Source organism: Cellulosimicrobium sp. NPDC057862, assembly GCF_042797035.1.
Taxonomy (GTDB): Bacteria; Actinomycetota; Actinomycetes; order Actinomycetales; family Cellulomonadaceae; genus Cellulosimicrobium.
On sequence record NZ_JBHVMH010000018.1, the window covers coordinates 55440 to 79976 of the forward strand.

General features: G+C 74.2%; 20 protein-coding genes. 5 read left to right on the plus strand and 15 right to left on the minus strand.

Annotated elements, in window-relative coordinates:
- Genes ACFVN3_RS17765 through ACFVN3_RS17795 form a run of 7 tightly spaced genes read right to left on the minus strand, consistent with a single transcriptional unit; the run spans nt 1 to nt 7565 of the window.
- Complete coding sequence (locus ACFVN3_RS17765) at nt 1–1083, minus strand: DUF4037 domain-containing protein (protein WP_378234275.1); 1083 nt, start codon at nt 1081–1083, stop codon at nt 1–3.
- Entirely contained in the window at nt 1080–1526 is a 447-nt protein-coding gene (locus ACFVN3_RS17770; RefSeq protein ID WP_378234276.1) for an ADP-ribosylation/crystallin J1, read from the minus strand. Before ACFVN3_RS17770 ends, ACFVN3_RS17765 begins: the two co-directional genes overlap by 4 nt.
- Nucleotides 1527–1569: 43 nt before the next feature.
- A complete protein-coding gene (locus ACFVN3_RS17775) occupies nt 1570–2550 on the minus strand; it encodes an NAD-dependent epimerase/dehydratase family protein (protein WP_378234277.1) in 981 nt (326 codons plus the stop codon).
- Entirely contained in the window at nt 2547–4388 is a 1842-nt protein-coding gene (locus ACFVN3_RS17780; RefSeq protein WP_378234278.1) for a class I adenylate-forming enzyme family protein, read from the minus strand. The genes ACFVN3_RS17775 and ACFVN3_RS17780 overlap by 4 nt, the downstream gene beginning before the upstream one ends.
- Nucleotides 4385–5689 carry a cytochrome P450 gene (locus ACFVN3_RS17785; RefSeq protein ID WP_378234279.1) on the minus strand — a complete coding sequence of 435 codons (1305 nt, stop codon included), beginning with the start codon at nt 5687–5689 and terminating at the stop codon, nt 4385–4387. Before ACFVN3_RS17785 ends, ACFVN3_RS17780 begins: the two co-directional genes overlap by 4 nt.
- Nucleotides 5686–6477: a glycosyltransferase family 2 protein gene (locus tag ACFVN3_RS17790; protein WP_378234280.1), complete on the minus strand. Its 792-nt coding sequence runs from the start codon at nt 6475–6477 to the stop codon at nt 5686–5688. The genes ACFVN3_RS17785 and ACFVN3_RS17790 overlap by 4 nt, the downstream gene beginning before the upstream one ends.
- On the minus strand, nt 6474–7565 hold the full coding sequence (locus ACFVN3_RS17795; protein WP_378234281.1) for a 3-oxoacyl-ACP synthase III family protein: 1092 nt from the start codon (nt 7563–7565) through the stop codon (nt 6474–6476). The genes ACFVN3_RS17790 and ACFVN3_RS17795 overlap by 4 nt, the downstream gene beginning before the upstream one ends.
- A gap of 128 nt (nt 7566–7693) precedes the next feature.
- Here ACFVN3_RS17795 and ACFVN3_RS17800 point away from each other — a divergent pair, with 128 nt between their 5' ends.
- Nucleotides 7694–9013, plus strand: a complete 1320-nt coding sequence (locus tag ACFVN3_RS17800) for a cytochrome P450 (RefSeq protein WP_378234282.1) — start codon at nt 7694–7696, stop codon at nt 9011–9013.
- Nucleotides 9014–9062: 49 nt separating this feature from the next.
- On the opposite strand, the gene ACFVN3_RS17805 is transcribed toward ACFVN3_RS17800, so the two are convergent.
- From ACFVN3_RS17805 to ilvD (ACFVN3_RS17815), 3 genes are all read right to left on the minus strand, one after another.
- Nucleotides 9063–9737: a 4a-hydroxytetrahydrobiopterin dehydratase gene (locus ACFVN3_RS17805; protein WP_378234283.1), complete on the minus strand. Its 675-nt coding sequence runs from the start codon at nt 9735–9737 to the stop codon at nt 9063–9065.
- A gap of 81 nt (nt 9738–9818) precedes the next feature.
- Nucleotides 9819–11537 carry a dihydroxy-acid dehydratase gene (ilvD, locus tag ACFVN3_RS17810; protein WP_378234284.1) on the minus strand — a complete coding sequence of 573 codons (1719 nt, stop codon included), beginning with the start codon at nt 11535–11537 and terminating at the stop codon, nt 9819–9821.
- Between the two features lie 688 nt (nt 11538–12225).
- Entirely contained in the window at nt 12226–14091 is a 1866-nt protein-coding gene (gene ilvD, locus ACFVN3_RS17815; RefSeq protein WP_378234286.1) for a dihydroxy-acid dehydratase, read from the minus strand.
- 319 nt (nt 14092–14410) lie between these two features.
- Between ilvD (ACFVN3_RS17815) and ACFVN3_RS17820 the strand changes: the two genes are divergently transcribed.
- Nucleotides 14411–15016: a DoxX family protein gene (locus ACFVN3_RS17820; protein ID WP_378234287.1), complete on the plus strand. Its 606-nt coding sequence runs from the start codon at nt 14411–14413 to the stop codon at nt 15014–15016.
- Nucleotides 15017–15109: 93 nt separating this feature from the next.
- Here the strand turns inward: ACFVN3_RS17820 and ACFVN3_RS17825 are convergent, their stop codons facing one another.
- Complete coding sequence (locus ACFVN3_RS17825; RefSeq protein WP_378234288.1) at nt 15110–16741, minus strand: peptide MFS transporter; 1632 nt, start codon at nt 16739–16741, stop codon at nt 15110–15112.
- 51 nt (nt 16742–16792) lie between these two features.
- Here ACFVN3_RS17825 and ACFVN3_RS17830 point away from each other — a divergent pair, with 51 nt between their 5' ends.
- From ACFVN3_RS17830 to ACFVN3_RS17840, 3 genes are all read left to right on the plus strand, one after another.
- Nucleotides 16793–18172 (plus strand): cryptochrome/photolyase family protein, encoded by a 1380-nt coding sequence (locus ACFVN3_RS17830; RefSeq protein ID WP_378234289.1) that lies wholly within the window; start codon nt 16793–16795, stop codon nt 18170–18172.
- Nucleotides 18173–18280: 108 nt separating this feature from the next.
- Entirely contained in the window at nt 18281–18649 is a 369-nt protein-coding gene (locus ACFVN3_RS17835) for an ArsR/SmtB family transcription factor (protein ID WP_378234290.1), read from the plus strand.
- Complete coding sequence (locus tag ACFVN3_RS17840) at nt 18646–19134, plus strand: SRPBCC family protein (RefSeq protein WP_378234291.1); 489 nt, start codon at nt 18646–18648, stop codon at nt 19132–19134. The genes ACFVN3_RS17835 and ACFVN3_RS17840 overlap by 4 nt, the downstream gene beginning before the upstream one ends.
- A gap of 205 nt (nt 19135–19339) precedes the next feature.
- On the opposite strand, the gene allB is transcribed toward ACFVN3_RS17840, so the two are convergent.
- From allB to ACFVN3_RS17860, 4 genes are all read right to left on the minus strand, one after another.
- Nucleotides 19340–20704: an allantoinase AllB gene (allB, locus tag ACFVN3_RS17845; protein WP_378234292.1), complete on the minus strand. Its 1365-nt coding sequence runs from the start codon at nt 20702–20704 to the stop codon at nt 19340–19342.
- 42 nt (nt 20705–20746) lie between these two features.
- Nucleotides 20747–22522 (minus strand): glyoxylate carboligase, encoded by a 1776-nt coding sequence (gcl, locus tag ACFVN3_RS17850; RefSeq protein ID WP_378234293.1) that lies wholly within the window; start codon nt 22520–22522, stop codon nt 20747–20749.
- 43 nt (nt 22523–22565) lie between these two features.
- Nucleotides 22566–23450: a 2-hydroxy-3-oxopropionate reductase gene (locus ACFVN3_RS17855; protein WP_378234294.1), complete on the minus strand. Its 885-nt coding sequence runs from the start codon at nt 23448–23450 to the stop codon at nt 22566–22568.
- 85 nt (nt 23451–23535) lie between these two features.
- On the minus strand, nt 23536–24342 hold the full coding sequence (locus ACFVN3_RS17860; protein WP_378234295.1) for a hydroxypyruvate isomerase family protein: 807 nt from the start codon (nt 24340–24342) through the stop codon (nt 23536–23538).
- Between the last annotated feature and the right edge of the window lie 195 nt (nt 24343–24537).

Consider the following 24537-nt stretch of genomic DNA (forward strand, 5'->3'; position numbering starts at 1 on the left):
TCACGGGGTCGTGCCCCCAGCCTGCCCGACGCCGCGCGCCGCGGCGACGCGACGGCCCGGGTCCGTGAGGACGTCGACGTCGTCGACCCACTGCTCGACCGACCCGACACCCGGTGGCAGCGCCCGCACCGCCGGGTCCTGGATCGTGGCCGTCACCGCGTCGGCCACCGGTCCGAGACCCCGGAAGGGTCGGTCGAAGAACGGGACGACGACGTCGGTCACGGTCGGGAGTCCCACCTCGCCCTGGAGGTCGTGCAGGATCTCCAGTGCCCGGCACAGCGCCGCCTCGCGCGACCGCCAGTCGTCGGCCGCGAGCGCCGCCGCGAGGTCGGGCTCGGCGGCGGCGGCACGCGGGAGGGCGGCGAACGTCGTCCCGAACCACTTCGCGTACGGCGGCCAGCGCCGCTCGAGCAGGAAGCCCAGGTGCATCGCGACGCGCACGAGCCGGGCGGCGACGACGCGCGACCCGAGGTCGTCGCCGCGCTCCGCCGTCCGGCCGACGAAGGGCAGCTCCTGCCCGATCCGCGCCCAGTCGACGGCGACCGCGTATCGCCACAGGTCGTCGGGATACCAGGCGAGGCGGTCGCGCGCGGCGGTCAGCGCGCCCTCGGTGTCCACGAAGACGGGGCCCGCCGTCACCTCGAGCACCGCCTGACTGGTCAGCGCGAGCCAGTCGTCGACGGCGAGCGGGCGCGTCGCGTCGACGCCGAGGCGCGACGTGACGAAGCCCGACGGCGACGCGACCTCGACCTGGTGCGGACCGTGCGGGCTCCACGTGGTCGGGAACCGGGTCGGGTGCCCGGCGAACGTGCCCGGCAGCGCCGCGTCGAGCAGCGCGTCGACCTGGTCGACCATCGATTCGTCGACCAGCAGCGTCAGACGCAGGCCCCAGTCGTGGTCACGCGACGTCGCGTCGTCGAGCCCCAGGACGTCGGACCCGCTCCCGAGGCGTCCTGCCGCGTGCGGCAGCCCGGGCCAACGCCCGAGCACGATCGGACCGACCACCTCGTCGTAGTAGCGCCGCGCGAGGTCGGTCCCGGACTCCGCCTGGACGTCCTGCCGAGCGCGGCGCCGCGCGGTCACGGCAGCGACGGGCTCGACGGAGACGAAGCCCCAGGGTGGGGTCGCGGACGATCGCCGCCGGGGTCGTGACCGAAGCTCCGCACCACCTCGATCCGTCCGACGATGTTGGCGTTGAGCTCGTCGAGGCGCTCGGCCGGGATCCAGTACTCGAGGATCGTCTCTCCGCCTGCCCGCTGCACGTCGAACTCGTCGAGGAACGTCCGGCGCACCTCGAAGCGCGTCACGTATCCCGCACCGGATGCCGGGACGTTCCAGTCCCGGGCGATCCGGACCGCGTAGTCCTCGTTGAGGACCGGGTAGAAGATCGGCTGCTCCGGGAGCCGCGGGGGCCAGGCGCGCCATCCGGACTGCCGCACGAGGTCGAGCTCGGTGGGACCTGTCGGGCGCCAGAGGGTGACGGTCTCTTCCGACGTGGCGGGTCTCGGACGGGGCGGCGCGTTCATGGGCCCATCGTGATCGCTCCACCTCCTCGCGCGCAGCACCATTTCACCAGGCCGGGGCGCCCACGAACGATGTCGGGGGCGGGTCGACGCCCAGCACGTCGCGCAGGACCGTGAGGTCGTAGGTACGTTCCATCGCGAGGTGGCTCAGCGCGTACCTGGTGAGGCGCGGCGGCTCGGGGCGCCGCAGCCGCCGTGCGACCGTCTCGATCGCGCCCGCGAGCGCCCACGCGGGGCGGACCGGGACGGCAGCGACCCGGACGTCGGTGCCGCGTCGGCGCAGCGCGTCGGTGAGCGCGTCGCGCAGGACCAGCGGCTCGGCGTCGGCGACGTTCGCGACGAGCAGCCCCGGGGTGAGCCCTTCCCTGCCGCCGGACGCCCGGACCGTCTCGTCAGGCAGCGCGACGGCGGCGCGCACCGCGGCGAGCAGCGTGTCGACGTGCGTCAGCGCCTGGAGCACGCGCCCACCCCCGGGCAGGACGAGACGTCCGCGCCGCACGGCGGCCTCGACGCGTGGCAGGAGCGTCGTGTCGCCGGGACCGTAGACCGCGTGCGGGCGCAGCACGACGACGGCCCCCCGTTCGGGGTGGTCTGCGGCGTCGCCGGCCAGCGCGCGCTCGGCCTCCGCCTTGGTCGTCCCGTAGGCGTCGAGGTACCGGTCGACCGGCGCCTCGTGCTCGCGGGCACGCACGCTCGGGCGGAACGGGTCGTACACGCTGCCGGACGACACGTGCACGAACCGCGCACCGGGGAACGTGTCGCGCACCGCGAGCGTCCCGCCGACGTTGGTCGCGCGCGCGACGTCGAGCGCGCACCAGTCGGACACGGCGGCGCCCGCGTGCACGACGGCGTCCACCGCGGGCGGGTCGGCGAGCGGACCGGCGGTGAGGTCCCACGCGAGGTGCCGGGCGCCCGGGACCCCCGGGTCGCGGCGGGAGGACGTCCAGACCTCGTGGCCGTCGGCGACGAGACCGCGTGCGACCGCTCCCCCGACGAACCCCGACGCCCCGGTGACGACGATCCTCACGTGCGGGCGCCGTGGGTGTCCCGGCCGACGACGGTCGGCGCGGCGGGCACGGTCGACTCGGTCTCTAGCGGCTCGGCGGGCACGGTCGGCTCGGTCGCGAGCTGCGCGGCGGGCACGAACGGCGCGGCGGCGCGGGAGAGCGCCGCGCGGTCGGGCTTGCGCGAGCGACCGGCGAGCGGGATGCGGTCGGCGTGCAGCACGACGTCGGGCAGCGCGTCGTGGTCGAGCACCTGCGGGAGCGCGGCACGCACGCTCGCGACCAGCGGATGGTTCGGGTCGAGGCACACCGGCGAGCGGTCGTCGGGTGTCGGCAAGGGCACGGTCCCGGCGTCCTCCGACGCTCGGCCCTCCGCGGTGACGACCAGCGCGACCCGCTCGTCGCCGTCCACCTGGGGCACGCCCACGAGCAGCGCCTCGCCGACGCCGTCGAGCGCCGCGACGCGGGGCTCGAACAGACCCGGGTAGATGTTCGTCGTCCCGCGGATGATCATGTCCCGCGTGCGGCCGACGAGCACGATCCTCCCCGCGTCGTCGAGGCGCGCGAGGTCGCCGGTGCGGTGCTCCGCCGCCCGCGCGCCCGAGCCGCGCGCCGGGGCGTCGAGGTCGTGCAGGTAGCCCGCCATGAGCGACGGCCCCGACAGCACGAGCTCGCCGACGACGTCCGTGCCGCCGTCGCCCGGGCGGTCCGCCGGGTCGTCCGGCCCGTCGCCCTCGACCGGGTCGAGCCGCGCGACCGTGCCGGGCAGCGGTGCGCCGACCAGGTCGCCGTCCCCCGCGTACGCGAGCTTCTCGCGCGCCTCGACCACCGCGACGGGCAGGATCTCCGTCATCCCGTACACCGCGACCCAGCGCGTGCAGGGCAGCACGCGCGTCGCGCGCTCCAGCAGCGCACGCGTCACGGGCGCCCCGCCGACGAGCGCGACGCGCGGCCCGCGCGCGGGCACCGCCCCGTCCTCGACCGCGTCGAGCAGCGCCGTGGCGTCGGCGGGCACGAGGTAGGTGCCCGCGGCGCCGTCGAGCTGGCGCGCGAACGTCGTGATGTCACGCCCCGGCGGGTCGGCGGGCACGGACCACGTGGCGCCCGCGAGCAGCGCGGGGACGCCGAGCAGCATCTGGTCGGTGTGCACGACGTCGCCCGGCGCGAGCTCGAACACGTCGCGCAGCAGGTCGCACCCTGCGAGCAACGACCCCGCCGTGTGCACGACGGCCTTCGGCTGCGCCGTCGTCCCGGACGTGAAGACGGTCAGTGCCTCGCGATCCGGGTCGAGCGGCGGCAGCGCCGCGCGGTCGACCGGGCGCGCGGCGAGACGGCGCGCGGCGCGCGAGCCGCGCGGCACCCCGGGGAGCCACGGCCCCGCGTGCACGTGCCGCAGCGGCAGGCTCGCGTAGTCCGGCAGCAGCAGGCCGCGCGAGCGGGCCAGGCGGCGCAACGGCCCCCGCGACACCGCGTACAGCAGCGACTCCGTGGTCGCGAGCGACGGCCCGGCCGCGCCCACGCGCGCCGTGAACAGCTCGGGGGTCGAGCCGGGGTCGACGAACACGATCGTGCCGCCCGCGCGGACGACCCCGAACGCGAGCACGACGCCCTCCGGCCGGGGGCGCACCGAGAACAGCGCGCGGTCCCCGGGCACGAGCCCGTCGGCCGCGAGCGCCGTCGCGGTCGCCTCGACGCGGCGCGCGAGGTCGGCATACGTGACCTCCTCACGCACGCGCGCGCCCCGACGACCGGGCCGCGTCCAGCGCCGGAGCGCGACGGCGTCGGCGGACGCGTGCCCGGGGGCGCCCCGCTCGAGGATCGGGCCGAGCAGGTGGCGGGCCGCGTCGTCGGGCGCGGTCACGCCGCCTCCCCTGCCGACGACCCAGCCGATCCCGCGACCGGACGCGCGGCGGCTCCCGCCGCGCGCACCCCGCCGCCGGCCGCCCGCACGACGAGCGAGCGGTACGTGGGGATGAGCACCCCGCGCGCGACGGCGCGGTCGCCGACCTCGACGCTCCGCCCCGCGGCGGCGACAGGGCGCAGGGAGTCCAGCACCGCGTCGACCTGGGCCATGGCGAGCGGCATGCCGAGGCAGAAGTGCGGGCCGGCACCGAACCACAGGTGTCGCACGGACGGGTCGACGGGGGCGTCCGGGTCGAAGGGGCCTGCGTCCTTGCAGCAGGAGATCGTCGCGATCACGACCCGGTCCCCCGCGCGGACGCGGACGTCGCCCACGGTCGCGTCGGCGCGCACCGCGCGCAGCATCGCGGGGGTGGGCGCCGTGACGCGCAGCGCCTCCTCGACGACGCGGCCGCGCAGCGCGGCGGGCTCCGGCCCGGCGCCGGGGTCGGCCGTGAGGAGCCGGTCGAGCCAGCCAGTGTCCGCGGAGAGCGCGACGAGGCGTGGCACGAACGACTGGATGGTCTCGGTCCCCGTGAGGACGAACGCGCCGACCGCGCCCATCGCCTCGTCCTCCGAGAGCCCGAGCTCGCGCATGCGCCCGGGCACGGTCGCGGGGTCGCCTGCGCGGTAGGCGTCGCGGGCCGGGGCCGAGAGCCGGGCGAGGACGGCGCGCGCGTGCCGCACCTGGGCGGGCGTGAGGCTGCGCCGGTGCAGCCGCACGAGCCCGACGACCGACTGCGCGGCCGTCATCGCCTCGCGGACGGCCGCGTCGGTGGGCGGCAGCCCGGTCATGGCGCAGATGACGGTGCCCGCCATCGTGGCCGTCTCCGCGACGAGGTCGACGCGCTCGCCCGCGAGCAGGCGCGGGGCGAGGCCCGCGAGGACGTCGGGGACGCTCACCGCGACGAGCTCGCGCACCGCGCGCGGCGTGAACAGCCCGGACAGCGCCCGACGCAGGCGCGCGTGGTCGGCGCCCTCCATGTTGAGCAGCACGGACGGGCCGAGCACGGGCGTCCAGAGGTCCGACGGCGACCCCGGGCCCACCTTGGTGAAGCGCTCGGTGTCGAGCAGCACGGCCCGCGCGGTCGCGGCGTCGGACACGACCACCCCGATGCCGGGGACGCGCACGACCGGGCCGCGGTGGCGCAGCGCCCGGATCGCCGGGTAGACGAGCGGGTGCGCCCCGCGCTGGACGCGCTCCTCCCAGCGCATCGCCGCGGCGATGCCGGCGGGTGCGGGCGCGAACGTCGTCCCAGTCACCGGATGTCCACCACCTCGGGCCGGTAACGGTGGTCCGCGTACCAGCCGAGCGTCCGCACGAGACCCCACGCGTGCGCCCGGCGCGCCGACGCGAGCACGACGACCTCGCGGTGCGCCCCGTACCGCCGGGTCAGGCGGCGCACCGCGTTGACGAGCGCCCGGTCCTCGTGGACGTCCTCGATCGCCGTGCGCGGGAACCCGCCCGCGGCCTCGTAGAGCTCGGCAGTGATCGCCATGTTGCAGCCCGGCGCCATGACGTAGGGACCGAGGTAGGACGGGTCCTGGTTGCCGGGCCGGAACCGCCCGAACGTGCTCGCGACGCTCACCGCCGCCGACAGCACGCCCTGCTGGACGCGAGAGACCGGCCGGTCGTCCGTCCGCGCCACGAGCCGGCCGGCGACGAGGTCGTGCCCGCTCGCGAACGCGGCCCGGACCCGCCGCGTCCAGTCCGGCAGCGGCAGGCAGTCGGCGTCCGTGCGCGCGAGGTGCGTCGCCCCCTGCTCGATCGCCGCCCGCATCCCCGTGTCGGCCGCGGCGCCCGTGCCCTTCTGCGGCTCGTCGACCACGCGCCACCGCGTCATGCCCCATGCCGCCGCCGTCTCCCGGACGAGGTCGCCCGTGCCGTCGGACGACCCGTTGTCCACGACGACGAGGTCGAAGTCGGTGTCCTGCTGGTCGCGCAGCGCCTCGAGCGTCGCGACGATCCCGTGCGCCTCGTCGCGCGCGGGCACGACGACCGCGAGCCGCTGCGGGCTCGCGACGTGCCGCGTGAACCGGGGTGCCGTCACAGCCGCACCACCGTCGCGCCGATGCTGATCCCGCCGGCGAGCCCGACGAGCACGACGACGTCCCCCGGCCCGACGCGCCCCGTCTCGATCGCTGTGGCGAGCTGCAACGGGAGCGTCGCGGAGGCGACGTTGCCGTGGTCGGCGACGGTGACGAGCGTGCGGCCGGTCGGCAGGCCGAGCGCGGCGTGCACGTCGTCGAGGTACGCGACGGCGACCTGGTGGACCGCGACGAGCGCGACGTCGTCCCACCCGAGGCCCGCGCGACCCAGCGCGTCGAGGACGACGCCCGGCCCCAGGGCGAGGAACGCGTCCCGCAGGCGGGACCCGTCGATCTCGAAGTAGGTGCGCTCGAGGTCGCGCGGGTGCGCGGTGCCGCCGCCGGGGAGCATGCCGACGTCCCAGTGCGTCGACTCCGCGCCGAACGCGCTCGCGAGGATGCCGCGCGGTGCGGGGGTTCCGGACGCGTCGCGCGCGCCGGCCTCCGCCGGGGTCGCGCGGCGCACGAGGACGGCCGCGCCGGCGTCGGACATGGTGTACCCCGGCGCCGAGAGCAGGTACGTCGCGCGGTCCGGGACGTCCCACCGCACCGCGCGCGACGGCGCCTCACCCGACGCGATCAGGACGGTCGCGTACCGGCCCGTCCCGATGAGCGCCTCCGCGACCTCGATCGCGTTGAGCACCGAGTTGCACGCGTTCTTGACGTCCATCACCGGCGCCCGGACCCCGAGCTTCGCCGCGACGATGTGGCTCGTCGCCGGCTCGACCATGTCCTGGCTCGCCGAGGCGAAGAGGAGCAGGTCGACGTCCTCGGTCGCCAGTCCCTCGGTCGCGAGCAGCTTCTCCGCGGCCGCGACGGCGAGGTCGGACGCGTCCCAGTCGTCCGGGAGGACGTGGACCTGGCGCACGCCCGTGAGGCGCGAGACCATCGGCACGCGCGGCGCCGCGCCCGGGTTGCGCGCCGCGAGGGCGCGCTCGGCCTCGCGCACGTCGACCGTACGCTCGGGCAGGTGCACCCCGACGGCGGCGAGCACGGCCGTCGGGGGTGCGAGGGGCGGGCGGGACGCCGTCCCGGCGGGGTTGTCTGGCACGCGCGACACAGTAGCCAAGCAGACTCGCTCCGACAGCGGTCGTCCACAGGATCCGATGGGGTGAACTGCCCATCCCCAGATCGCGACGCGCACGCCAGGAACCGCTGCGCGTGCGCCACACTGACCCGGTGACTGCGACCACGACCCCGCCGGCGACCACCCGCGAGAGGCGCCGCGCCCTGCCCACGACCCGGCGCGAGCTCCAGGTGCTCGCCGCCGCGCGGCCCGCGATGGCCGGCGTCCTGCTCGCGGGCGGGGCGCTCGCCGGAGCGCGCGAGGGCGGCGGTCTGCGGAAGGTGCCGGGGCTCGGCTGGGTGACCGCCGACCCGACGGTCGGGCGGCGCATCCTCACCGACCATCGGCACTTCACGATCGTCGGCGAGGGCGGCGTCGGGCACCTGTGGGCGCAGATCCTCGGCGACTGGGTGCTCGACCTGTTCGACGGCCCGGGCCACCATGACCTGCGCACGCGCTCGCGCGAGCTGTTCACCGAGGCGAGCGCCGCGGCGCTCGTCGACGGCGCGTGGTTGGTGGCCCTCGACGACGCGCGCCGGACCCTCGCGGCAGGCGGCACGGTCGACGTCGGTCGGCTGGCCCGGGTGCTCGTGGGCCGGATGATGATCTCCCTGCTCGGCATCCCGACGCTCGGCGGGACCGCCGCTCCCGACGACGCAGCCACCGTCGTCCCGGGCGACGACGACGCGCTCACGGCCTTCGCGACGGGAGAGCGCCTCGCGTCGATCGCGCTCGGGAGCGCGGGCTCGACGTACCTCTCGCCGGAGCAGGTCACCGCGGCGCAGGAGATCGTCACCGAGCTGACCCGGGGCGTGCCCGACGGGTGGCGGCACGCCCCCGCCGACCGCCTGCTCGGCCGGTGCCGCGAGCTCGGCCTCGGGCTGGAGGAGACCACGGGGCTCGCGAGCCTGCTCATGGTCGCGGGCACCGAGACGTCGGCGTCCGCCATGGCCCGCACCACGGCGCTCCTGATCGACACCGGCGAGCAGCACCGCCTGCTGCGGCTCATGGCCGACGAGCGCGCGCACCCCGTCGAGCGCGCCGCGGGCGAGCCCGACGTCGTCGAGAACGCCGTGCGCGAGGGGCTGCGCGTGACCAGCCCGGCGTCGGTCATCGGGCGCGGCGTCTCCGCGGACGTCCAGGTCGCAGGGCGCACGCTGCGCGCCGGCGAGCGGGTCATGATCCTCACGTGGGCCGCGAACGCCGCCGCCGGGCCGTTCCGCGCGGACCGCCCCTACGTGCGCGAGACCCGGCAGCTCTGGTTCGGCGCCGGCCGCCACCTGTGCCTCGGGGCCGCGCTCGCGCGCGCCGAGATCGCCGCGCTGCTGCACGCGCTGTGGGACGACGGCGTACCCCTGCGCGTCGTGTCCCGCCGTGCCAAGCGGCAGGTGCTCGTCCCGGGCTACGACGAGCTCGTCGTGGCGCGCGCCTGAACCCGCGGCCGGACGTGGCGCCGCCACCGAGCGGCGGCTGCGTCGCGCGTCAGTCGCGCGACTGCCAGGTGCACACGCACGCCTCGTTGCCCTCGGCGTCGGCCAGGACCCAGAAGGCGGGCGCGCGGCGGTCGGACACGAGGTGCCCTCCCGCGGCGATGGCCGCGGTGACGCGCGCCTCGGCGACGTCGTGCGGCACCGTCACGTCCACGTGGATGCGGTTGCGCTGCTCCCGCGGCGCGTCCATCTGCTGGAACCAGAATGCCGGGGCGTGGGTCGTCGGGTCGTGGAGGTCAGGCGCGGGCAGCTCCGGGGAGCCCTCGTCGAACCCGAGGACGGCGTGCCAGAACGGCTGGACCGCCGATCCGACGAGCGTGTCGATCGCGATCTCGAGGTCCTGCACCGCCGTCGGGTCCGCGACGAGGTCGAGCTCGCGCGCCGCGGCGGAGATCTGCCGCGCGAGCGCGACGTCGCGCGCGCTCACGCCACCGACGTCGTGGGAGGTCAGCCGGACCGTCACGGTCCCGTAGCGCAGGTCGACGTCGGGGTGGTGGTTCGCCGCCTCGGCGAGCTCGCCGATCGCGTCGACCAGCTCGACCCCGGCGGTGAACGACCCCGTGCGGAACAGGGTCTGCACCGTCCTGAGGATGACCCGCCAGTCCTCGACGCCGTCGCTGTCGTGGAACTGCCGCGCGGTGATGCGGTCGTCGGCGGTCTCGGTCATGGCGGTCCTCCGGGTCGGCGTCGCTGCGGCGAGGTGTGACACCACGCTAGTGCGCGCCTCTCCCGCCCGCGCGCCCCGGGGTCACTCGAGGATCGCGCCGCGCGACGCGGACTGGACGAGCTTCGCGTACTTCGCGAGCACGCCGCGCGTGAACGTCGGGGGCAGCGGAGCCCACCCGTCACGCCGTGCCGCGAGGGTGTCGGCGTCGACGAGGAGGTCGAGGGTCTTGTTCGCGACGTCGAGCCGGATCGGGTCGCCGTCGCGCACGAACGCGATGGGGCCGCCGTCGACCGCCTCGGGCGCGACGTGACCGACGCACAGGCCGGTCGTCCCGCCGGAGAAGCGCCCGTCGGTGAGCAGCAGGACGGTCTTGCCGAGCCCGGCGCCCTTGATCGCGCCCGTGATCGCGAGCATCTCGCGCATCCCCGGACCGCCCTTGGGCCCCTCGTACCGGATGACGACGACGTCCCCGTCCGTGATCGTCCCGTCCTCCAGGGCGTCGAGCGCCGCGCGCTCGCGCTCGAACACGCGCGCCGTCCCCTCGAACACGTCCTCGTCGAACCCGGCGGACTTCACGACGGCGCCCTCGGGAGCGAGCGACCCGTGCAGGATCGTGATGCCGCCGGTGTGGTGGATCGGGTTGTCGAGCGCCCGCAGGATCTTGCCGTCCGGGTCGGGCGGGTTGATGTCGGCGAGGTTCTCCGCGACCGTGCGGCCCGTGACGGTGAGCGCGTCGCCGTGCAGCAGCCCGGCGTCGAGCAGGGCCTTCATGACGACGGGCACGCCGCCGATGCGGTCGACGTCGTTCATCACGTACCGCCCGAACGGCTTGAGGTCGCCCAGGTGCGGCACGCGGCTCGCGACCCGGTCGAAGTCGGCGAGCGTGAGGTCGACCTCGGCCTCGTGCGCGATGGCGAGCAGGTGCAGCACCGCGTTGGTCGACCCGCCGAACGCCATGACCACGGCGATCGCGTTCTCGAACGCTTCCTTGGTCATGATGTCGCGCGCGGTGATCCCGAGCCGCAGCAGGTTGACCACGGCCTCGCCCGAGCGGTGCGCGAACGCGTCCCGACGCCGGTCCGCCGACGGCGGTGCCGCCGACCCCGGCAGCGACATGCCCATCGCCTCCGCGACCGACGCCATCGTGTTCGCCGTGTACATGCCGCCGCACGCGCCCTCGCCGGGGCAGATCGCGCGCTCGATGCGGTCCACGTCCTCGCGGCTCATGAGCCCGCGCGCGCACGCGCCGACGGCCTCGAACGCGTCGATGAGCGTGACGTCCTTCTCCGTGCCGTCGGAGAGCTTGACCCAGCCCGGCATGATCGAGCCCGCGTAGAGGAACACGCTCGCGAGGTCCAGCCGCGCCGCCGCCATGAGCATCCCGGGGAGCGACTTGTCGCAACCGGCGAGCAGCACCGTCCCGTCGAGGCGTTCCGCCTGCACCACGGTCTCGACCGAGTCCGCGATGATGTCGCGGCTCACGAGCGAGAAGTGCATCCCCTCGTGGCCCATGGAGATGCCGTCGGAGACGGAGATCGTCCCGAACTGCAGCGGGTACCCGCCGCCCGCGTGCACGCCCTCCTTGGCGCCCTGCGCGAGCCGGTCGAGCGACAGGTTGCACGGCGTGATCTCGTTCCACGAGCTCGCGATGCCGATCTGCGGCTTGGCGAAGTCCTCGTCGCCCATGCCGACGGCGCGCAGCATCCCGCGCGACGCGGTCGCCTCCAGGCCGTCCGTGACCTGGCGGGAACGAGGCTTGAGGTCGGGTCCGGCGTCCGTGCGCGGGGTCTGCCCAGTCATGCCCCCACTCTAGGAACCCACCCGCGCCCCGGCGAGGTAGAACCGCGGTCGGCCGAGGTAGAACCGTGGTCGTTTCCTGCCCGACGCCGGTCTGGTCGCCCTGGGTGGTCGGGGTGGGTGGTGGTGCCGCGTCTACCATCCGCCGCTCGTTCCTCGCGGCTCCCGCCAGGCCCGCCACGACGCGGCACCACCACCCACCCCGCCCTACGTCGTCTCGCCCTGGTCGGCGCGCACCCGGGCGACCGCCCGCGGTGTCGGTCTCGCCGGGATCTCCCACTGCCGCATCCGGTCGCCGCAGGAACTGCCGCACACCCACCGCTGTGCCGCAGGTCACGGTCGCAGGTCGTGTCGTTGTCGCCGCTCTGGACGTCGCGACGTCACGCCGAACAGGTCTCATGGGGTCGTCCAGCGTGACTGACGAGCCACGTCACCTGTTCGGCCTGCCGGGACCGCGGTCGGCCTGTCGCCAGGCGATGGTGTGCCGACGGCCGAGCGGTGGGGGTGGGCTCGGATGCGAAGGGGCGTCAGAGCGGCGCTCCTAGAACCCACGGCAGAAGAGCCCGGGGTGACGGCGCCGCAGCCCCGAGCACCGAGGCCACCCCCGCCGCGGACCCGACCACGCGGGCATGAGACCCGAGCACGACGACGGGCCCGCACCTCGCGAGGTGCGGGCCCGTCGTCGTCGGGATCAGCGGCTGCGCTTGATGAGCGACACGTCGCGGACGGCGCCGCGGTCGGCGGACGTCGCCATGGCGGCGTAGGCCTGGAGCGCCGGCGAGACGTAGCGGTCGCGGTCGACCGGCTGCCACGGGTTCTCCGACGCCTCCATCTTGGCGCGGCGCTCCGCGAGCACGTCGTCCGGGACGTTGAGGCGGATGAGGCGCGTGTCGACGTCGATCTCGATCTCGTCGCCGTCCTCGACGAGGCCGATGACGCCGCCCGCGGCGGCCTCGGGCGAGACGTGTCCCACCGAGATGCCGGACGACCCGCCGGAGAAGCGGCCGTCGGTGATGAGCGCGGTGACCTTGCCGAGCCCGCGGCCCTTGATGAACGACGTCGGGTAGAGCATCTCCTGCATGCCCGGGCCGCCCGCGGGGCCCTCGTAGCGCACGACGACGACGTGCCCCGGCTCGACCTGCTTGGTGAGGATCTTCTCGACCGCCTCGTCCTGCGACTCGCAGACGAGGGCCTTGCCGACGAAGTGGAAGACGTCGGGGTCGACCCCGGCGGTCTTGAACACGGCGCCGTCCTCGGCGAGGTTGCCGCGCAGCACGGCGAGGCCGCCCTCGACGGTGTACGCGTGCTCGAGGTCGCGGATGCAGCCGTCGGCCGCGTCGGTGTCGAGCGACTCCCAGCGGTTCGACGTCGAGAACGCCTGCGTGGTGCGCACCCCCCCGGGCGCCGCGTGGAACAGCTCGATCGCCCGCTCGGTCGCCTTGCCGCCCCGGACGTCCCAGTCGTCGAGCCACGCGCGCAGCGTCGGCGTGTGGACGCTCGTGACGTCGTGGTCGAGCAGGCCCGCGCGGTCGAGCTCGCCGAGGAGTGCGGGGATGCCGCCGGCGCGGTGCACGTCCTCCATGTGGAAGTTCGGGTGGTTCGGCGCGACCTTGGACAGGCACGGCACCTGGCGGCTGATGCGCTCGATGTCGGTGAGGTCGAAGTCGACCTCACCCTCCTGCGCGGCGGCGAGGATGTGCAGCACCGTGTTCGTCGAGCCGCCCATCGCGACGTCGAGCGCCATGGCGTTGGAGAACGCGGCCTTGGTCGCGATCGAGCGCGGCGCGACGGAGTCGTCCTCGTCCTCGTAGTAGCGCTTGGCGAGGTCGACGATCGTGCGGCCGGCCTCGAGGAAGAGCTCCTTGCGCGCGGCGTGCGTGGCGAGCGTCGAGCCGTTGCCCGGGAGCGACAGGCCGAGGGCCTCGGTGAGGCAGTTCATCGAGTTGGCGGTGAACATCCCGGAGCACGAGCCGCACGTGGGGCACGCGTTCTCCTCGACCTGCGCGAGGGCGGCGTCGGACACGTTGTCGTCCGCCGAGTAGTTGATCGCGTTGACGAGGTTGAGGTGGGTCTTGGCGACGCCGTCGGCGATGACCGCCTTGCCGGCCTCCATGGGACCGCCGGACACGAAGATTACGGGGATGTTGAGTCGCAGCGCGGCGTTGAGCATGCCGGGCGTGATCTTGTCGCAGTTGGAGATGCACACGAGCGCGTCGGCGCAGTGCGCGTTGACCATGTACTCGACCGAGTCGGCGATGAGGTCGCGGCTCGGCAGCGAGTAGAGCATGCCGCCGTGGCCCATCGCGATGCCGTCGTCGACGGCGATGGTGTTGAACTCCTTGGAGACGCCACCGGCCTCGCGGATCGCCGACGCGACGAGGTCGCCCATGTCCTTGAGGTGGACGTGGCCGGGGACGAACTGCGTGTACGAGTTCGCGATCGCGATGATCGGCTTGCCGAAGTCCTCCGAGCCCATGCCGGTCGCGCGCCAGAGGGCGCGGGCGCCGGCCATGTTGCGGCCGTGGGTGGACGTCCGGGAGCGCAGGGGGCGGCTCATGTCGGTTCAGCTCCTTCGACGGGTGGCCGCGGCCGATCCTCCGGCCGCCGGGTCACATTACGCCTGCCGGCGACCGGACGAACCGGGCGTCCGTCTCGTGGTCGTCGGGCTACGTACGCGGAGTCCCTACCCACTGAGGGATCTCCACCTAAACGTTACGTAAGGGTTGAACCGCCGCGGGTCGCCCTGCCACCGTGGACGAGCACGGCACGGCCAGGGCGCTCGGCGACGCCTCGACGGAGAGCGACACCGCGCAGGGGCAGCAGGCCAGGCCCTGGCACCGACCCGATCTCAGATCCCGTTCCCGAGGGGGCACCTCATGTCCACGTCCACCACGCGCACGACCTCACCTCCCGACGCGTCGTCCGGGACCGCTCCCGGCGCCGCCGCGCCGGCCGCGCCCGGCCACGTCACGCAGGACGACGTCGTCACGCGCTCCTCCGCCCGGCACGCCCTCGCGCTCGCCCGGCTCGGCGGCGCCGTCGTCTTCCTCTGGCCGTTCGCCGACAAGCTCGTCGGCCTCGGCTACGCGACGCCGCGGGAACGCGCGTGGCTCGCGGGCGCCGCCCCGGCGCAGGGCTACCTCGAGCACGGGGTCCAGGGCCCGCTCGCGGGGACGTTCACCGCGATGGCCGGCCCGGTCACCGACTGGCTCTTCATGCTCGGGCTGCTCGGCGTGGGGCTCGCGCTCCTGCTCGGGATCGGCCTGCGCGTGGCCGCGGTGAGCGGCGCTCTGCTCTTCGGGATGCTCTGGCTCTCGCAGTGGCCGTTCGCCGCCGGGTCGAACAACCCGGTCGTCGACCAGCACGTCCTCGTGGTGCTGCTCCTCGTCGTCCTCGCGACGACGCTCGCGGGCGACACCTGGGGGCTCGGACGCCGCTGGGCCGCGCTGCCCCTGGTCCGCCGGGCGCCCTGGCTGCGCTGACAGCAGGGCCGCCAGGCCCCGGAACCGCGCGAGGTCGCAACGGCGCGACCTCGCGCGCCCCGGTCGCTGTGCGCGCGACGACGCTCGCCCCGGTCAGGCCCCGGCCGTGTGCACCCCCTCGAGCTCGTCGGCGTGGCGGATGTGCCGCGTGACCCACGGCGCGAGTGCGAACAGCGCGAGCGCGAAGACGAGGGTCACGGCGCCGATGCTGCCGAAGTACGCGGTGTCCGACGCTCCCTCGGTGACCTGCACGACCTGCGCCGTGATGGCCTGCCCCGCCGCGGGCGCGAGGAACCACAGCGCCATCGCCTGGGAGCGGAACGCCTTGGGCGCGAGGAGCGTCGTGGCCGCGAGACCGACGGGCGAGAGGCACAGCTCGCCGAGCGTCTGGATCACGTAGACGAGCACGAGCACCCACGACGGCGCCTTCCCGTCGCCCACGACCGCGGAGGCGACGGCGAGGAAGAGGAACGAGACCGACGCGAGCGTGAGTCCGATCGCGAACTTGTTGGCCGTCGTCGGGCGGTCGCCGGTCTTGATCCAGATCCACGCGAACACCGGCGCGAGGACGATGATCGACAGCGGGTTGACCGACTGGAAGAACTCGGGGCTGATGCCGACCCCGAAGAAGGTGAGCTCGGTCCGGTCCTTGGCGAACGCGGAGAGCGTCGTGGCGGCCTGCTCGAAGATCATCCAGAACAGCATCGCCGCGACGAACAGCGGGATGTACGCGATGACGCGGGGCCGCTCGGCGTCGGTCACGCGCGGCGAGCGGTACATGACGATGAAGTAGGCGATCGGCGCGAGGAACGCGAGGTAGGACATCGTGTCGATGAACGTCGAGATGTCGAAGCCGCCGGCGACCAGGACCGCGACCAGCCCCACGAGCACGACGCCCGCGGCGATGAGCAGGAAGATGCGCGCGATCTTCGCCCGCTCCTCGGGGCGCACGGGGTTGGGCACGTGCGCGCCCGCCTCGCCGAGGTAGCGGCGGCCGGCGACGAAGAACACGAGCGCGACGGCCATGCCGACCGCCGCGACGGCGAACCCTGCGTGGTAGCCGCCCCAGGCGCGCGCCGCCCCGACGAGGAACGGTGCGATGAACGACCCGAGGTTGATGCCCATGTAGAAGATGGAGAACCCCGAGTCGCGGCGCGGGTCGTCGCGCGCGTAGAGCTCGCCGACCATCGAGGACACGTTGGGCTTGAGCAGGCCCGTCCCGAGCGCGACCATCGCGATGCCGGCCATCGAGAAGCCCGTGCCGGGGACCGTCAGGCTCACGTGCCCGGCCGCGATGATGATCCCGCCGTACAGGACCGAACGCCGCGAGCCGATCACGCGGTCCGCGAGCCAGCCGCCGACGACAGAGAGCAGGTACACGCTCGTGCCGTAGATCGAGACGAGAGCGAGCCCGGTCGTCTCCCCGATGCCGAGACCGCCGTTCGCCACGGTGTCCGTGAGGTAGAACAGCAGGATCGCGCGCATCCCGTAGTAGCTGAACCGCTCCCACAGCTCCGTGGTGAAGAGCGTCAGCAGGCCGCGCGGGTGCCCGAAGAACGCGTGGTCCCCCTCGATCGCCCCTGCCGCCGGCCCCTCGGCCGCGCCGACGCCGGCCGCGGTGCCCGCCCCGACCGGTGGTGCGCCCGGGTCCGGCTCGGTGCGCGCCTCACGACCGAGAGCGCGGCGCCGGGCGTCGTCCTGCCCCTGCGGGTCGTCACCGTCCATCTTGCGATGCTCCCACCGGCGTGCGCGGCAGGCGACCGTTAGCGTGGCCGGGTGCCGACGATCTGGTGGTGCCGCCGCGACCTGCGCCTCGCCGACAACCCGGCCCTCGTCACGGCCGTGGAGGCCGCGCGGGAGGCCCGCGACGACGTCGTCGCGCTCTACGTGCTCGACCCGCGCCTCTGGGGCGCGGCGGGCGACCCGCGTCGGGCCTACCTCGCGCGGAGCCTCGCCGCGCTCGACGCCGCGACGGTCGGGCGGCTCGTCGTGCGGCACGGGGACCCGCGCACCGTCGTGCCCGCGCTCGCGCGCGAGGCGGGCGCCGAGGAGGTGCACGTCGCGGCGTCGTACGAGCCGTACGGCGTCACGCGGGACGAGGCGGTCGCGCAGGCGCTGTCCGACGGCGGCGCGCGCCTCGTGCGCACCGGCTCGCCCTACGCCGTCGCGCCCGGGCGCGTGCTCACGCGGACCGGGACCCCGTTCCAGGTCTTCACGCCGTTCCGCGAGGCGTGGGTCGCGCACGGGTGGCGCGACCCGGCGCCCCGGCCGCGCGACGCGCCGTGGGCGGACGCGCGGTCCGACGGCGTCCCGGACGACCCGGGGACCGACGCGCACCTTCCCGCCGCGGGCGAGGCTGCCGCACGCCGCCGGTGGCGGGCCTTCTTGGCGGACCACCTCGCGGGCTACGCGACCGAGCGCGACCGCCCCGACCGGCCGGCGACGTCGGGCATGTCGATCCCGCTCAAGTGGGGCGAGCTCCACCCGCGGACCCTCCTCGCCGACGTGCGGACCGCACTGCACGACGGGCTCGCGCCGTCCGACGACGCGCTCGCCTACCGCTCGGAGCTCGCGTGGCGCGAGTTCCACGCGGACGTCCTGTTTCACCACCCGGGAGCGGCGCGGCGGTCGCTGCGCACGGTCGTGCCCGACGACGCGTGGGCGACCGGCGCGGACGAGGACCGGTACCTGGCGGCCTGGGCGGCCGGGCGCACCGGCTACCCGCTCGTGGACGCCGGCATGCGGCAGCTCCTGGGCGAGGGGTGGATGCACAACCGGGTGCGGATGGTCGTCGCGTCGTTCCTCGTCAAGGACCTGCACGTGCGGTGGCAGCGCGGCGCGGCGCACTTCCTGGCGCACCTCGCGGACGGCGACGTGTCGCAGAACCAGCTCAACTGGCAGTGGGTGGCCGGGACGGGCCGGGACGCCGCGCCGTACTTCCGCATCTTCAACCCGGTCACCCAGGGCAAGAAGTTCGACCCCGACGGCACCTACGTGCGCCGCTGGGTGCCGGAGCTGCGAGGCGTCGAGGGCCGGGCGGTCCACGAGCCATGGAAGCTGCGGGAGCAGCCGGCCGGCTACCCCGAGCGGATCGTGGACCACGCCGTCGAGCGCACGGTCTCGCTCGACGACTTCGAGCGAGCGCGGCGTCGCTGAGAATTTCTCAACCAAAGGGTTGACGATAGTCGAACGCCGGCGTAGCGTCATAGTCAACCGAACAGTTGATTATCGGGCGCCGCACGCGGCGTCCGACGAGGAGGTTCCGTGACGGCCGACCCGCTCTCGCGCGTGTTCTCGGCGCTCGCCGACCCCACGCGCCGCGACATGGTCGCCCGGCTCGCGTCGGGCGACGCCAGCGTGGGCGAGCTCGCCCGGCCGTACGACATGTCCGTCCAGGCGGTGTCCAAGCACCTGCGCGTGCTCGAGGACTCCGGCCTGGTGACCCGCACGACGGACGCCCGGCGCGCCCCCGTGCACCTCGAGGCGGAGGTCTTCGACCTCATGACGAAGTGGATCGAGCGCTACCGGCGCGAGGCAGAGGACCGCTACCGCCGCCTCGACGACGTCCTGCGCGACCTGCCCGACCCGGCGGCCGCGCCCCCGAACGACCCGACGACAGGAGCACCGTCATGACCACCACCGGCACCCACGAGACCGAGATCGTCGTCCCGAAGGACCTCCCGATCGTCCGCATCGTGCGCGAGTTCGACGCGCCTGCGGCGAAGGTCTTCCGCGCGCACCTCGACCCGGAGCTGTTCGCGCGCTGGAACGGCCCGCGCTACCTCACCCAGCGCAACGAGCACTGGGACGTGCGCACCGGCGGCGCGTACCGCTACGTCCAGGTCGACCCCGACGGCAACGAGTACCCGTTCTTCGGCAGCGTGCACGAGGTGCGCCCGGACGAGCTCATCGTCCAGACGTTCACCTACGAGGGCTTCCCCGACGGCGTCTCCCTGGACCGCCTCGTGTTCGAGGACCTGCCCGACGGCCGCAGCCGCCTCACCGCGACGTCGCTCGTCGACTCGATCGAGGGTCGCGACAGCTTCGTCGCGAGCGGCATGGAGGTCGGCGTCCGTGAGGGCTACGAGCAGCTCGACGAGCTCCTCGCGGAGTCCTGACCCGCCCTCTCCCCACGCCGAGGAAGAGCCCTGGTGGGCCGAGGTAGAGCCGTGGTCATGACCAGGGCTCTACCCCGGCCCACCAGGGCTCTATCTCGCGCTCGACGAGGGGCGGCACCCACCAGCGGTGCCGCCCCTCGTCGTGTCGGGATCAGGTGGTTCCCCGTGCCCGGCCCCCGCGGCCGGGCACGGGAGTCTGCTCCCCTCAGGCCTCGCCGCGCGCGAGCAAGCGACCCGTGGGGCGGTCGAAGGTGATCTCCTCGCCGCGCAGGTAGGTCGCGACGACGGCGCCCGAGAGCGCGCGGTCGGCGTACGGCGTGATGGGGTTCTTGTGGTGCAGCGCGTTGGGGTCGACGACGAACGCCGTGTCCGGCTCGACGACCGCGACGTCGGCGTCGAACCCGAGCGCGATCGAACCCTTGCGCTGGAGCCCCGCGATGCCAGCCGGGCGCGACGACATCCACTCGACGACGCGCGCGAACGGCACGCCCCGCGTCCGGGCCTCGGTCCACACGATCGCGAGCCCGAGCTGGAGCGACGAGACGCCGCCCCACGCCGTCCCGAAGTCGCCCGTGTCGAGGTCCTTGAGGTCGGGCGTGCTCGGCGAGTGGTCGGACACGATGCAGTCGATCGTCCCGTCGAGGAGCCCCTCCCAGAGGAGCTCGCGGTTGTCGATCTCCCGGATGGGCGGGCAGCACTTGAACTGCGTCGCGCCGTCGGGGATCTCCTCGGCCGCGAGCGCCAGGTAGTGCGGGCACGTCTCGACCGTGAGGCGCACGCCCTCGCGCTTCGCGCTGCGGATCATGGGCAGCGCGTCCGAGCTGGACAGGTGCAGCACGTGGGCGCGTGCGCCCGTCCAGCGTGCCGCCTCGATCACCGCGGCGATCGCGACGTTCTCCGCGCCGCGCGGGCGTGACGCGAGGAAGGTGTCGTAGTGGTCGCCGTGCGGCGTTGGCGCGTGCTCGATGGCGCGCGAGTCCTCCGCGTGCACGAGCATGAGCCCGTCGAAGTCGGCGAGGACGCGCAGGTCGGCCTCGAGCTCGTCGGGCTCGAGGTACCCGAACTCCTCGACGCCCGAGTGCAGCAGGAAGCACTTGAACCCGAACACGCCCGCGTCCCACAGGGGCCGCAGCTCGTCGCCGTTGCCGGGCACGGCGCCGCCCCAGAACCCGACGTCGACGAACGCCTGGTCGCGGGCGACCTTCTGCTTGGTCTCGAGCGCCTCGACGTCGACGGTCGGCGGGATGGAGTTGAGCGGCATGTCGACGATCGTCGTCACACCCCCCGCGGCGGCGGCGCGCGTCGCGGACGCGAACCCCTCCCACTCGGTGCGGCCCGGCTCGTTGACGTGCACGTGCGTGTCGACCAGGCCCGGGATCAGCACCTGGTGCGGCTCGAGCTCGACGACGCGTGCGCCGTCGAGCCCCGCGCCCAGGGGCTCGATCGCGCGGACCACTCCCCCGCTGACCCCGACCTCACGGGGCTGCTCGCCGGACGCGACGAGCACGCGCTCGCCGCGCACGACGAGGTCGTACTCGTGCTGGCGACCGCTCGCCTCACCCGCGCTCATCGCGTCCTCCTCCATGTCGTCTGCTCCTACGGTGCGGCACGCTCAGTCGAGCAGCGCGACGGCGGTCGGCGCGTCGTCGGCCGAGATCGCGAGGTCCTCGAACTCGTTGACGCCCGTGAGCTCGACGCCCATCGCGATGTTCGTCACGCGCTCCAGGATCACCTCGACCACGACCGGCACGCGGAACTCGGCGGCCATGCCCTGCGCCTTGGCGAACGCGTCGCCGAGCTCGTCGGGGTCGGTCACGCGGATCGCCTTACAGCCGAGGCCCTCGGCCACCTTGACGTGGTCGACGCCGTAGCCGCCCACCTCGGGCGAGTTGATGTTCTCGAACGAGAGCTGGACGTGGTAGTCCATGTCGAACGCGCGCTGTGACTGCCGGATGAGGCCGAGGTAGGAGTTGTTCACGACGACGTGCACGTACGGCAGGTTGAACTGCGCGCCCACCGCGAGCTCCTCGATCATGAACTGGAAGTCGTAGTCGCCCGAGAGCGCGACGACCGGCTCGTCCGGCACGGCCTTCGCGACGCCGAGCGCCGCGGGACCGGTCCAGCCGAGCGGCCCGGCCTGGCCGGCGTTGATCCAGTGCCGCGGCTGGTACACGTGGAGGAACTGCGCGCCGGCGATCTGCGAGAGCCCGATCGTCGTGACGTAGCGCGTCTCGGGGCCGAAGGCCTTGTTCATCTCCTCGTACACGCGCTGCGGCTTGATGGGGATCTCGGTGAAGTGCGTCTTGCGCTGGAGCGTGCGCTTACGCTCGGCGCACTCGGCGGCCCAGCCGGAGTAGTCGCGCGCCTGCCCCGCGTCGCGCCGCTCGCGCGCGACCTCGACGAACAGCTCGAGCGCGGCCCGCGCGTCGGAGACGATCCCGTAGTCGGGCGCGAACACGCGCCCGATCTGCGTCGGCTCGATGTCGACGTGGACGAACGTCCGGCCCTTGCGGTAGGTGTCGAGCCCGCCGGTGTGGCGGTTGGCCCAGCGGTTGCCGATCCCGAGCACGAAGTCCGAGGCGAGCAGGTTCGCGTTGCCGTAACGGTGCGACGTCTGCAGTCCGGCCATGCCGGCCATGAGCGCGTGGTCGTCGGGGATGACGCCCCAGCCCATGAGGGTCGGGATCACCGGGACGCCCAGCGTCTCGGCGAGCTCGACGAGCAGGTCCTCGCCGCCCGCGTTGACGATGCCGCCGCCCGCGATGAGCACGGGGCGCTCGGCCGCGAGCAGCAGGTCGATCGCCTTCTCGGCCTGGGCGCGCGTCGCCGTCGGGCGGAGCACGGGCAGCGGCTCGTAGGTCGCCGGGTCGAACTCGATCTCCGCGAGCTGCACGTCGATCGGCAGGTCGATGAGCACCGGGCCCGGGCGGCCCGAGCGCATGAGGTGGAACGCCTGCTGGAAGACCTGCGGCACCTGGCCGGCCTCGAGGACGGTCTTGGCCAGCTTGGTCACCGGAGCGGCGATGCTCGCGATGTCGACGGCCTGGAAGTCCTCCTTGTCGAGCTTGGCGACGGGCGCCTGGCCCGTGATGCAGAGCATCGGGATCGAGTCGGCCCACGCGGCGTAGAGGCCGGTGATCATGTCGGTGCCCGCGGGGCCCGACGTGCCGATGCAGATGCCGATGTTCCCCGGCTTCGCGCGGGAGTAGCCGTCGGCCATGTGCGACGCGCCCTCGACGTGGCGGGCGAGCACGTGGTCGATGCCGCCGTGGGCGCGCATCGCGGAGTAGAAGGGGTTGATGGCGGCGCCGGGCAGGCCGAACGCCTGGGTCGCGCCCTCGATCTCGAGGATCGCCACTGCGGCATCCACCGCACGCATACGAGGCATGGTTTCTCTCCTTGCTGGAGGTGACGTCGTCGTCAGGGGAAGGTCAGGAGCCGTCGCGGCCGGAGAGTCGCTCGACGCCGCGGAACAGGCCGGAGTGGTCGAGGCCGCCGTCGCCGTTGGCGCGGGCGGAGGCCATGAGCTGGGCGACGAGGCCGCCGAGCGGCGCGACGACGCCCGCCTCGCGGGCCGCGGCGGTGACGATGCCGAGGTCCTTGTGGTGGAGCTCGATGCGGAAGCCGGGGCCGAAGTCGCGGTCGAGCATCTTGCGCGCCTTCTGGTTCAGCACGGCCGAGCCCGCGAGCCCGCCGCCGAGCACCTCGATCGCGGCGTCGGTGTCGACGCCGTACGCCTCGAGGAACACGATCGCCTCGGCCAGCGCCTGGATGTTCGCGGCGACGATGAGCTGGTTGGCGGCCTTGACCGTCTGGCCGGAGCCGTTCGGGCCCACGTGCACGACCGTCTTGCCGACGACGTCGAGGAACGGCTGGGCCGCCGCGAAGTCCTCGGGCGTGCCGCCGACCATGATCGACAGCGCCGCGTTGATCGCGCCCGGCTCGCCGCCCGAGACGGGAGCGTCGACGATGCGCAGCCCGGCGTCCTTGGCATGCTGGGCGAGCGCGACGGTGACGTCGGGCCGGATCGAGGAGAAGTCGACGACGAGCGCTCCCGGCTTGGCGTTCGCGAGGACGCCGTCGTCGCCGGTGAGGACGGCCTCGACGTCGGGCGAGTCGGGGACCATGATCGCGACGACGTCCGCGCCCGAGACCGCGTCGGCGACGGACTCCGCCGCGCGACCGCCGGCCTCGACGAGCGGGGCGGCCTTCTCGGGGCTGCGGTTGTAGCCCGCGACGTCGTGGCCGGCGTTCTGCAGGTGGACGGCCATGGGGCTGCCCATGATGCCGAGTCCGATGAAGGCGATGGAGGCCATGGTGTGCTCCTCTGGGTGGTTCAGGTCAGGGTCTGTGTCGGCCGCGAACGGCCGGCGGGCGACTGCGTGAGATCGGCGGGGCGCGTCAGCGCTCGGCGACCGGGAGCCACGCGAACGGGTCGACGGCGTCGGTCTTGTACTCGAGGCCGATCCAGCCGTCGTAGCCGCCGGCGCGCAGGTCCTTGGTCCAGCGGTCGATCGGCAGGTCGCCCGTGCCGGGCTCGCCGCGCCCGGGGGCGTCGGCGATCTGCACGTGGGCGATGCGCCCGCGGTAGGTCGAGAGCGCCGCGTCGACGTCGTCGCCGTTGACGGACAGGTGGTAGACGTCGAACAGGAGACCCAGGTTCGTCTCGCCGTGCTCGGTCGCGACGCGGTCGAGGACGCGCACGGCGTCGGCGGCGGTCTTCAGCGGGTACGCCGGCGCGCCGCTCACGGGCTCGACGAGCACCGTCCCGCCGATGCGCGCGACGGCGCGGGCCGCGAGCGCGAGGTTCTCCGCGCCGAGCTCGTCCTGCGCCTCGGGCGACTCGCCCTCCTGGCGGTTGCCGTAGAGCGCGTTGAACGCCCGGCAGCCGGTGCGCTCGCCGATCGCGGTGACGACGTCGAGGTTGGCCCGCAGGTCGGCCGAGCGCGCGGGCCACGACACGAGGCCGCGGTCGCCGCCGGGCATGTTCCCGGCGTCGAAGTTGAGGCCCGTGAGCTGGACGCCCGCCGCCTCGATCGAGCCGACGAACGCGTCGACCTCGTCCTGCGCCGGGGTGGGCGAGGCGAACGGCCACCAGAACTCGACGCCGCGGAAGCCCGCGGCCGCCGCGGCGGCCGGCCGCTCGAGCAGCGGCAGGTCCGTGAGCAGGATCGAGCAGTTGACGGTGTACGTCGGTGCGGGGCTCATCGTCGTCTCCCAGGGTCCGTCCGCGTCTCGCTACCTTGCGATTCCATTCTGCGGAACTTTTCTTCTGCTGTATGGAAGTGTAGGCACGCGCGCCCCGGAGCGTCAACAGCCGCTTCCGCCCCCTGCCCGGTTGTGGGCATGGAAAGGGCCCGGTTCCGCGTGGGGAGAAAGGGCCATAGCAAGGGCCGCACACCG

Excerpts from the sequence above, each read along its gene's own strand:
- ACFVN3_RS17860 (WP_378234295.1), bottom strand. The coding sequence starts at position 24,342 with ATGAGCCCCGCACCGACGTACACCGTCAACTGCTCGATCCTGCTCACG.
- ACFVN3_RS17840 (WP_378234291.1), top strand. The coding sequence starts at position 18,646 with ATGACCACCACCGGCACCCACGAGACCGAGATCGTCGTCCCGAAGGAC.
- ACFVN3_RS17770 (WP_378234276.1), bottom strand. The coding sequence starts at position 1,526 with ATGAACGCGCCGCCCCGTCCGAGACCCGCCACGTCGGAAGAGACCGTC.
- ACFVN3_RS17855 (WP_378234294.1), bottom strand. The coding sequence starts at position 23,450 with ATGGCCTCCATCGCCTTCATCGGACTCGGCATCATGGGCAGCCCCATG.
- gcl (WP_378234293.1), bottom strand. The coding sequence starts at position 22,522 with ATGCCTCGTATGCGTGCGGTGGATGCCGCAGTGGCGATCCTCGAGATC.
- ilvD (WP_378234284.1), bottom strand. The coding sequence starts at position 11,537 with ATGACTGGGCAGACCCCGCGCACGGACGCCGGACCCGACCTCAAGCCT.
- ACFVN3_RS17820 (WP_378234287.1), top strand. The coding sequence starts at position 14,411 with ATGTCCACGTCCACCACGCGCACGACCTCACCTCCCGACGCGTCGTCC.
- allB (WP_378234292.1), bottom strand. The coding sequence starts at position 20,704 with ATGAGCGCGGGTGAGGCGAGCGGTCGCCAGCACGAGTACGACCTCGTC.
- ACFVN3_RS17825 (WP_378234288.1), bottom strand. The coding sequence starts at position 16,741 with ATGGACGGTGACGACCCGCAGGGGCAGGACGACGCCCGGCGCCGCGCT.
- ilvD (WP_378234286.1), bottom strand. The coding sequence starts at position 14,091 with ATGAGCCGCCCCCTGCGCTCCCGGACGTCCACCCACGGCCGCAACATG.
- ACFVN3_RS17805 (WP_378234283.1), bottom strand. The coding sequence starts at position 9,737 with ATGACCGAGACCGCCGACGACCGCATCACCGCGCGGCAGTTCCACGAC.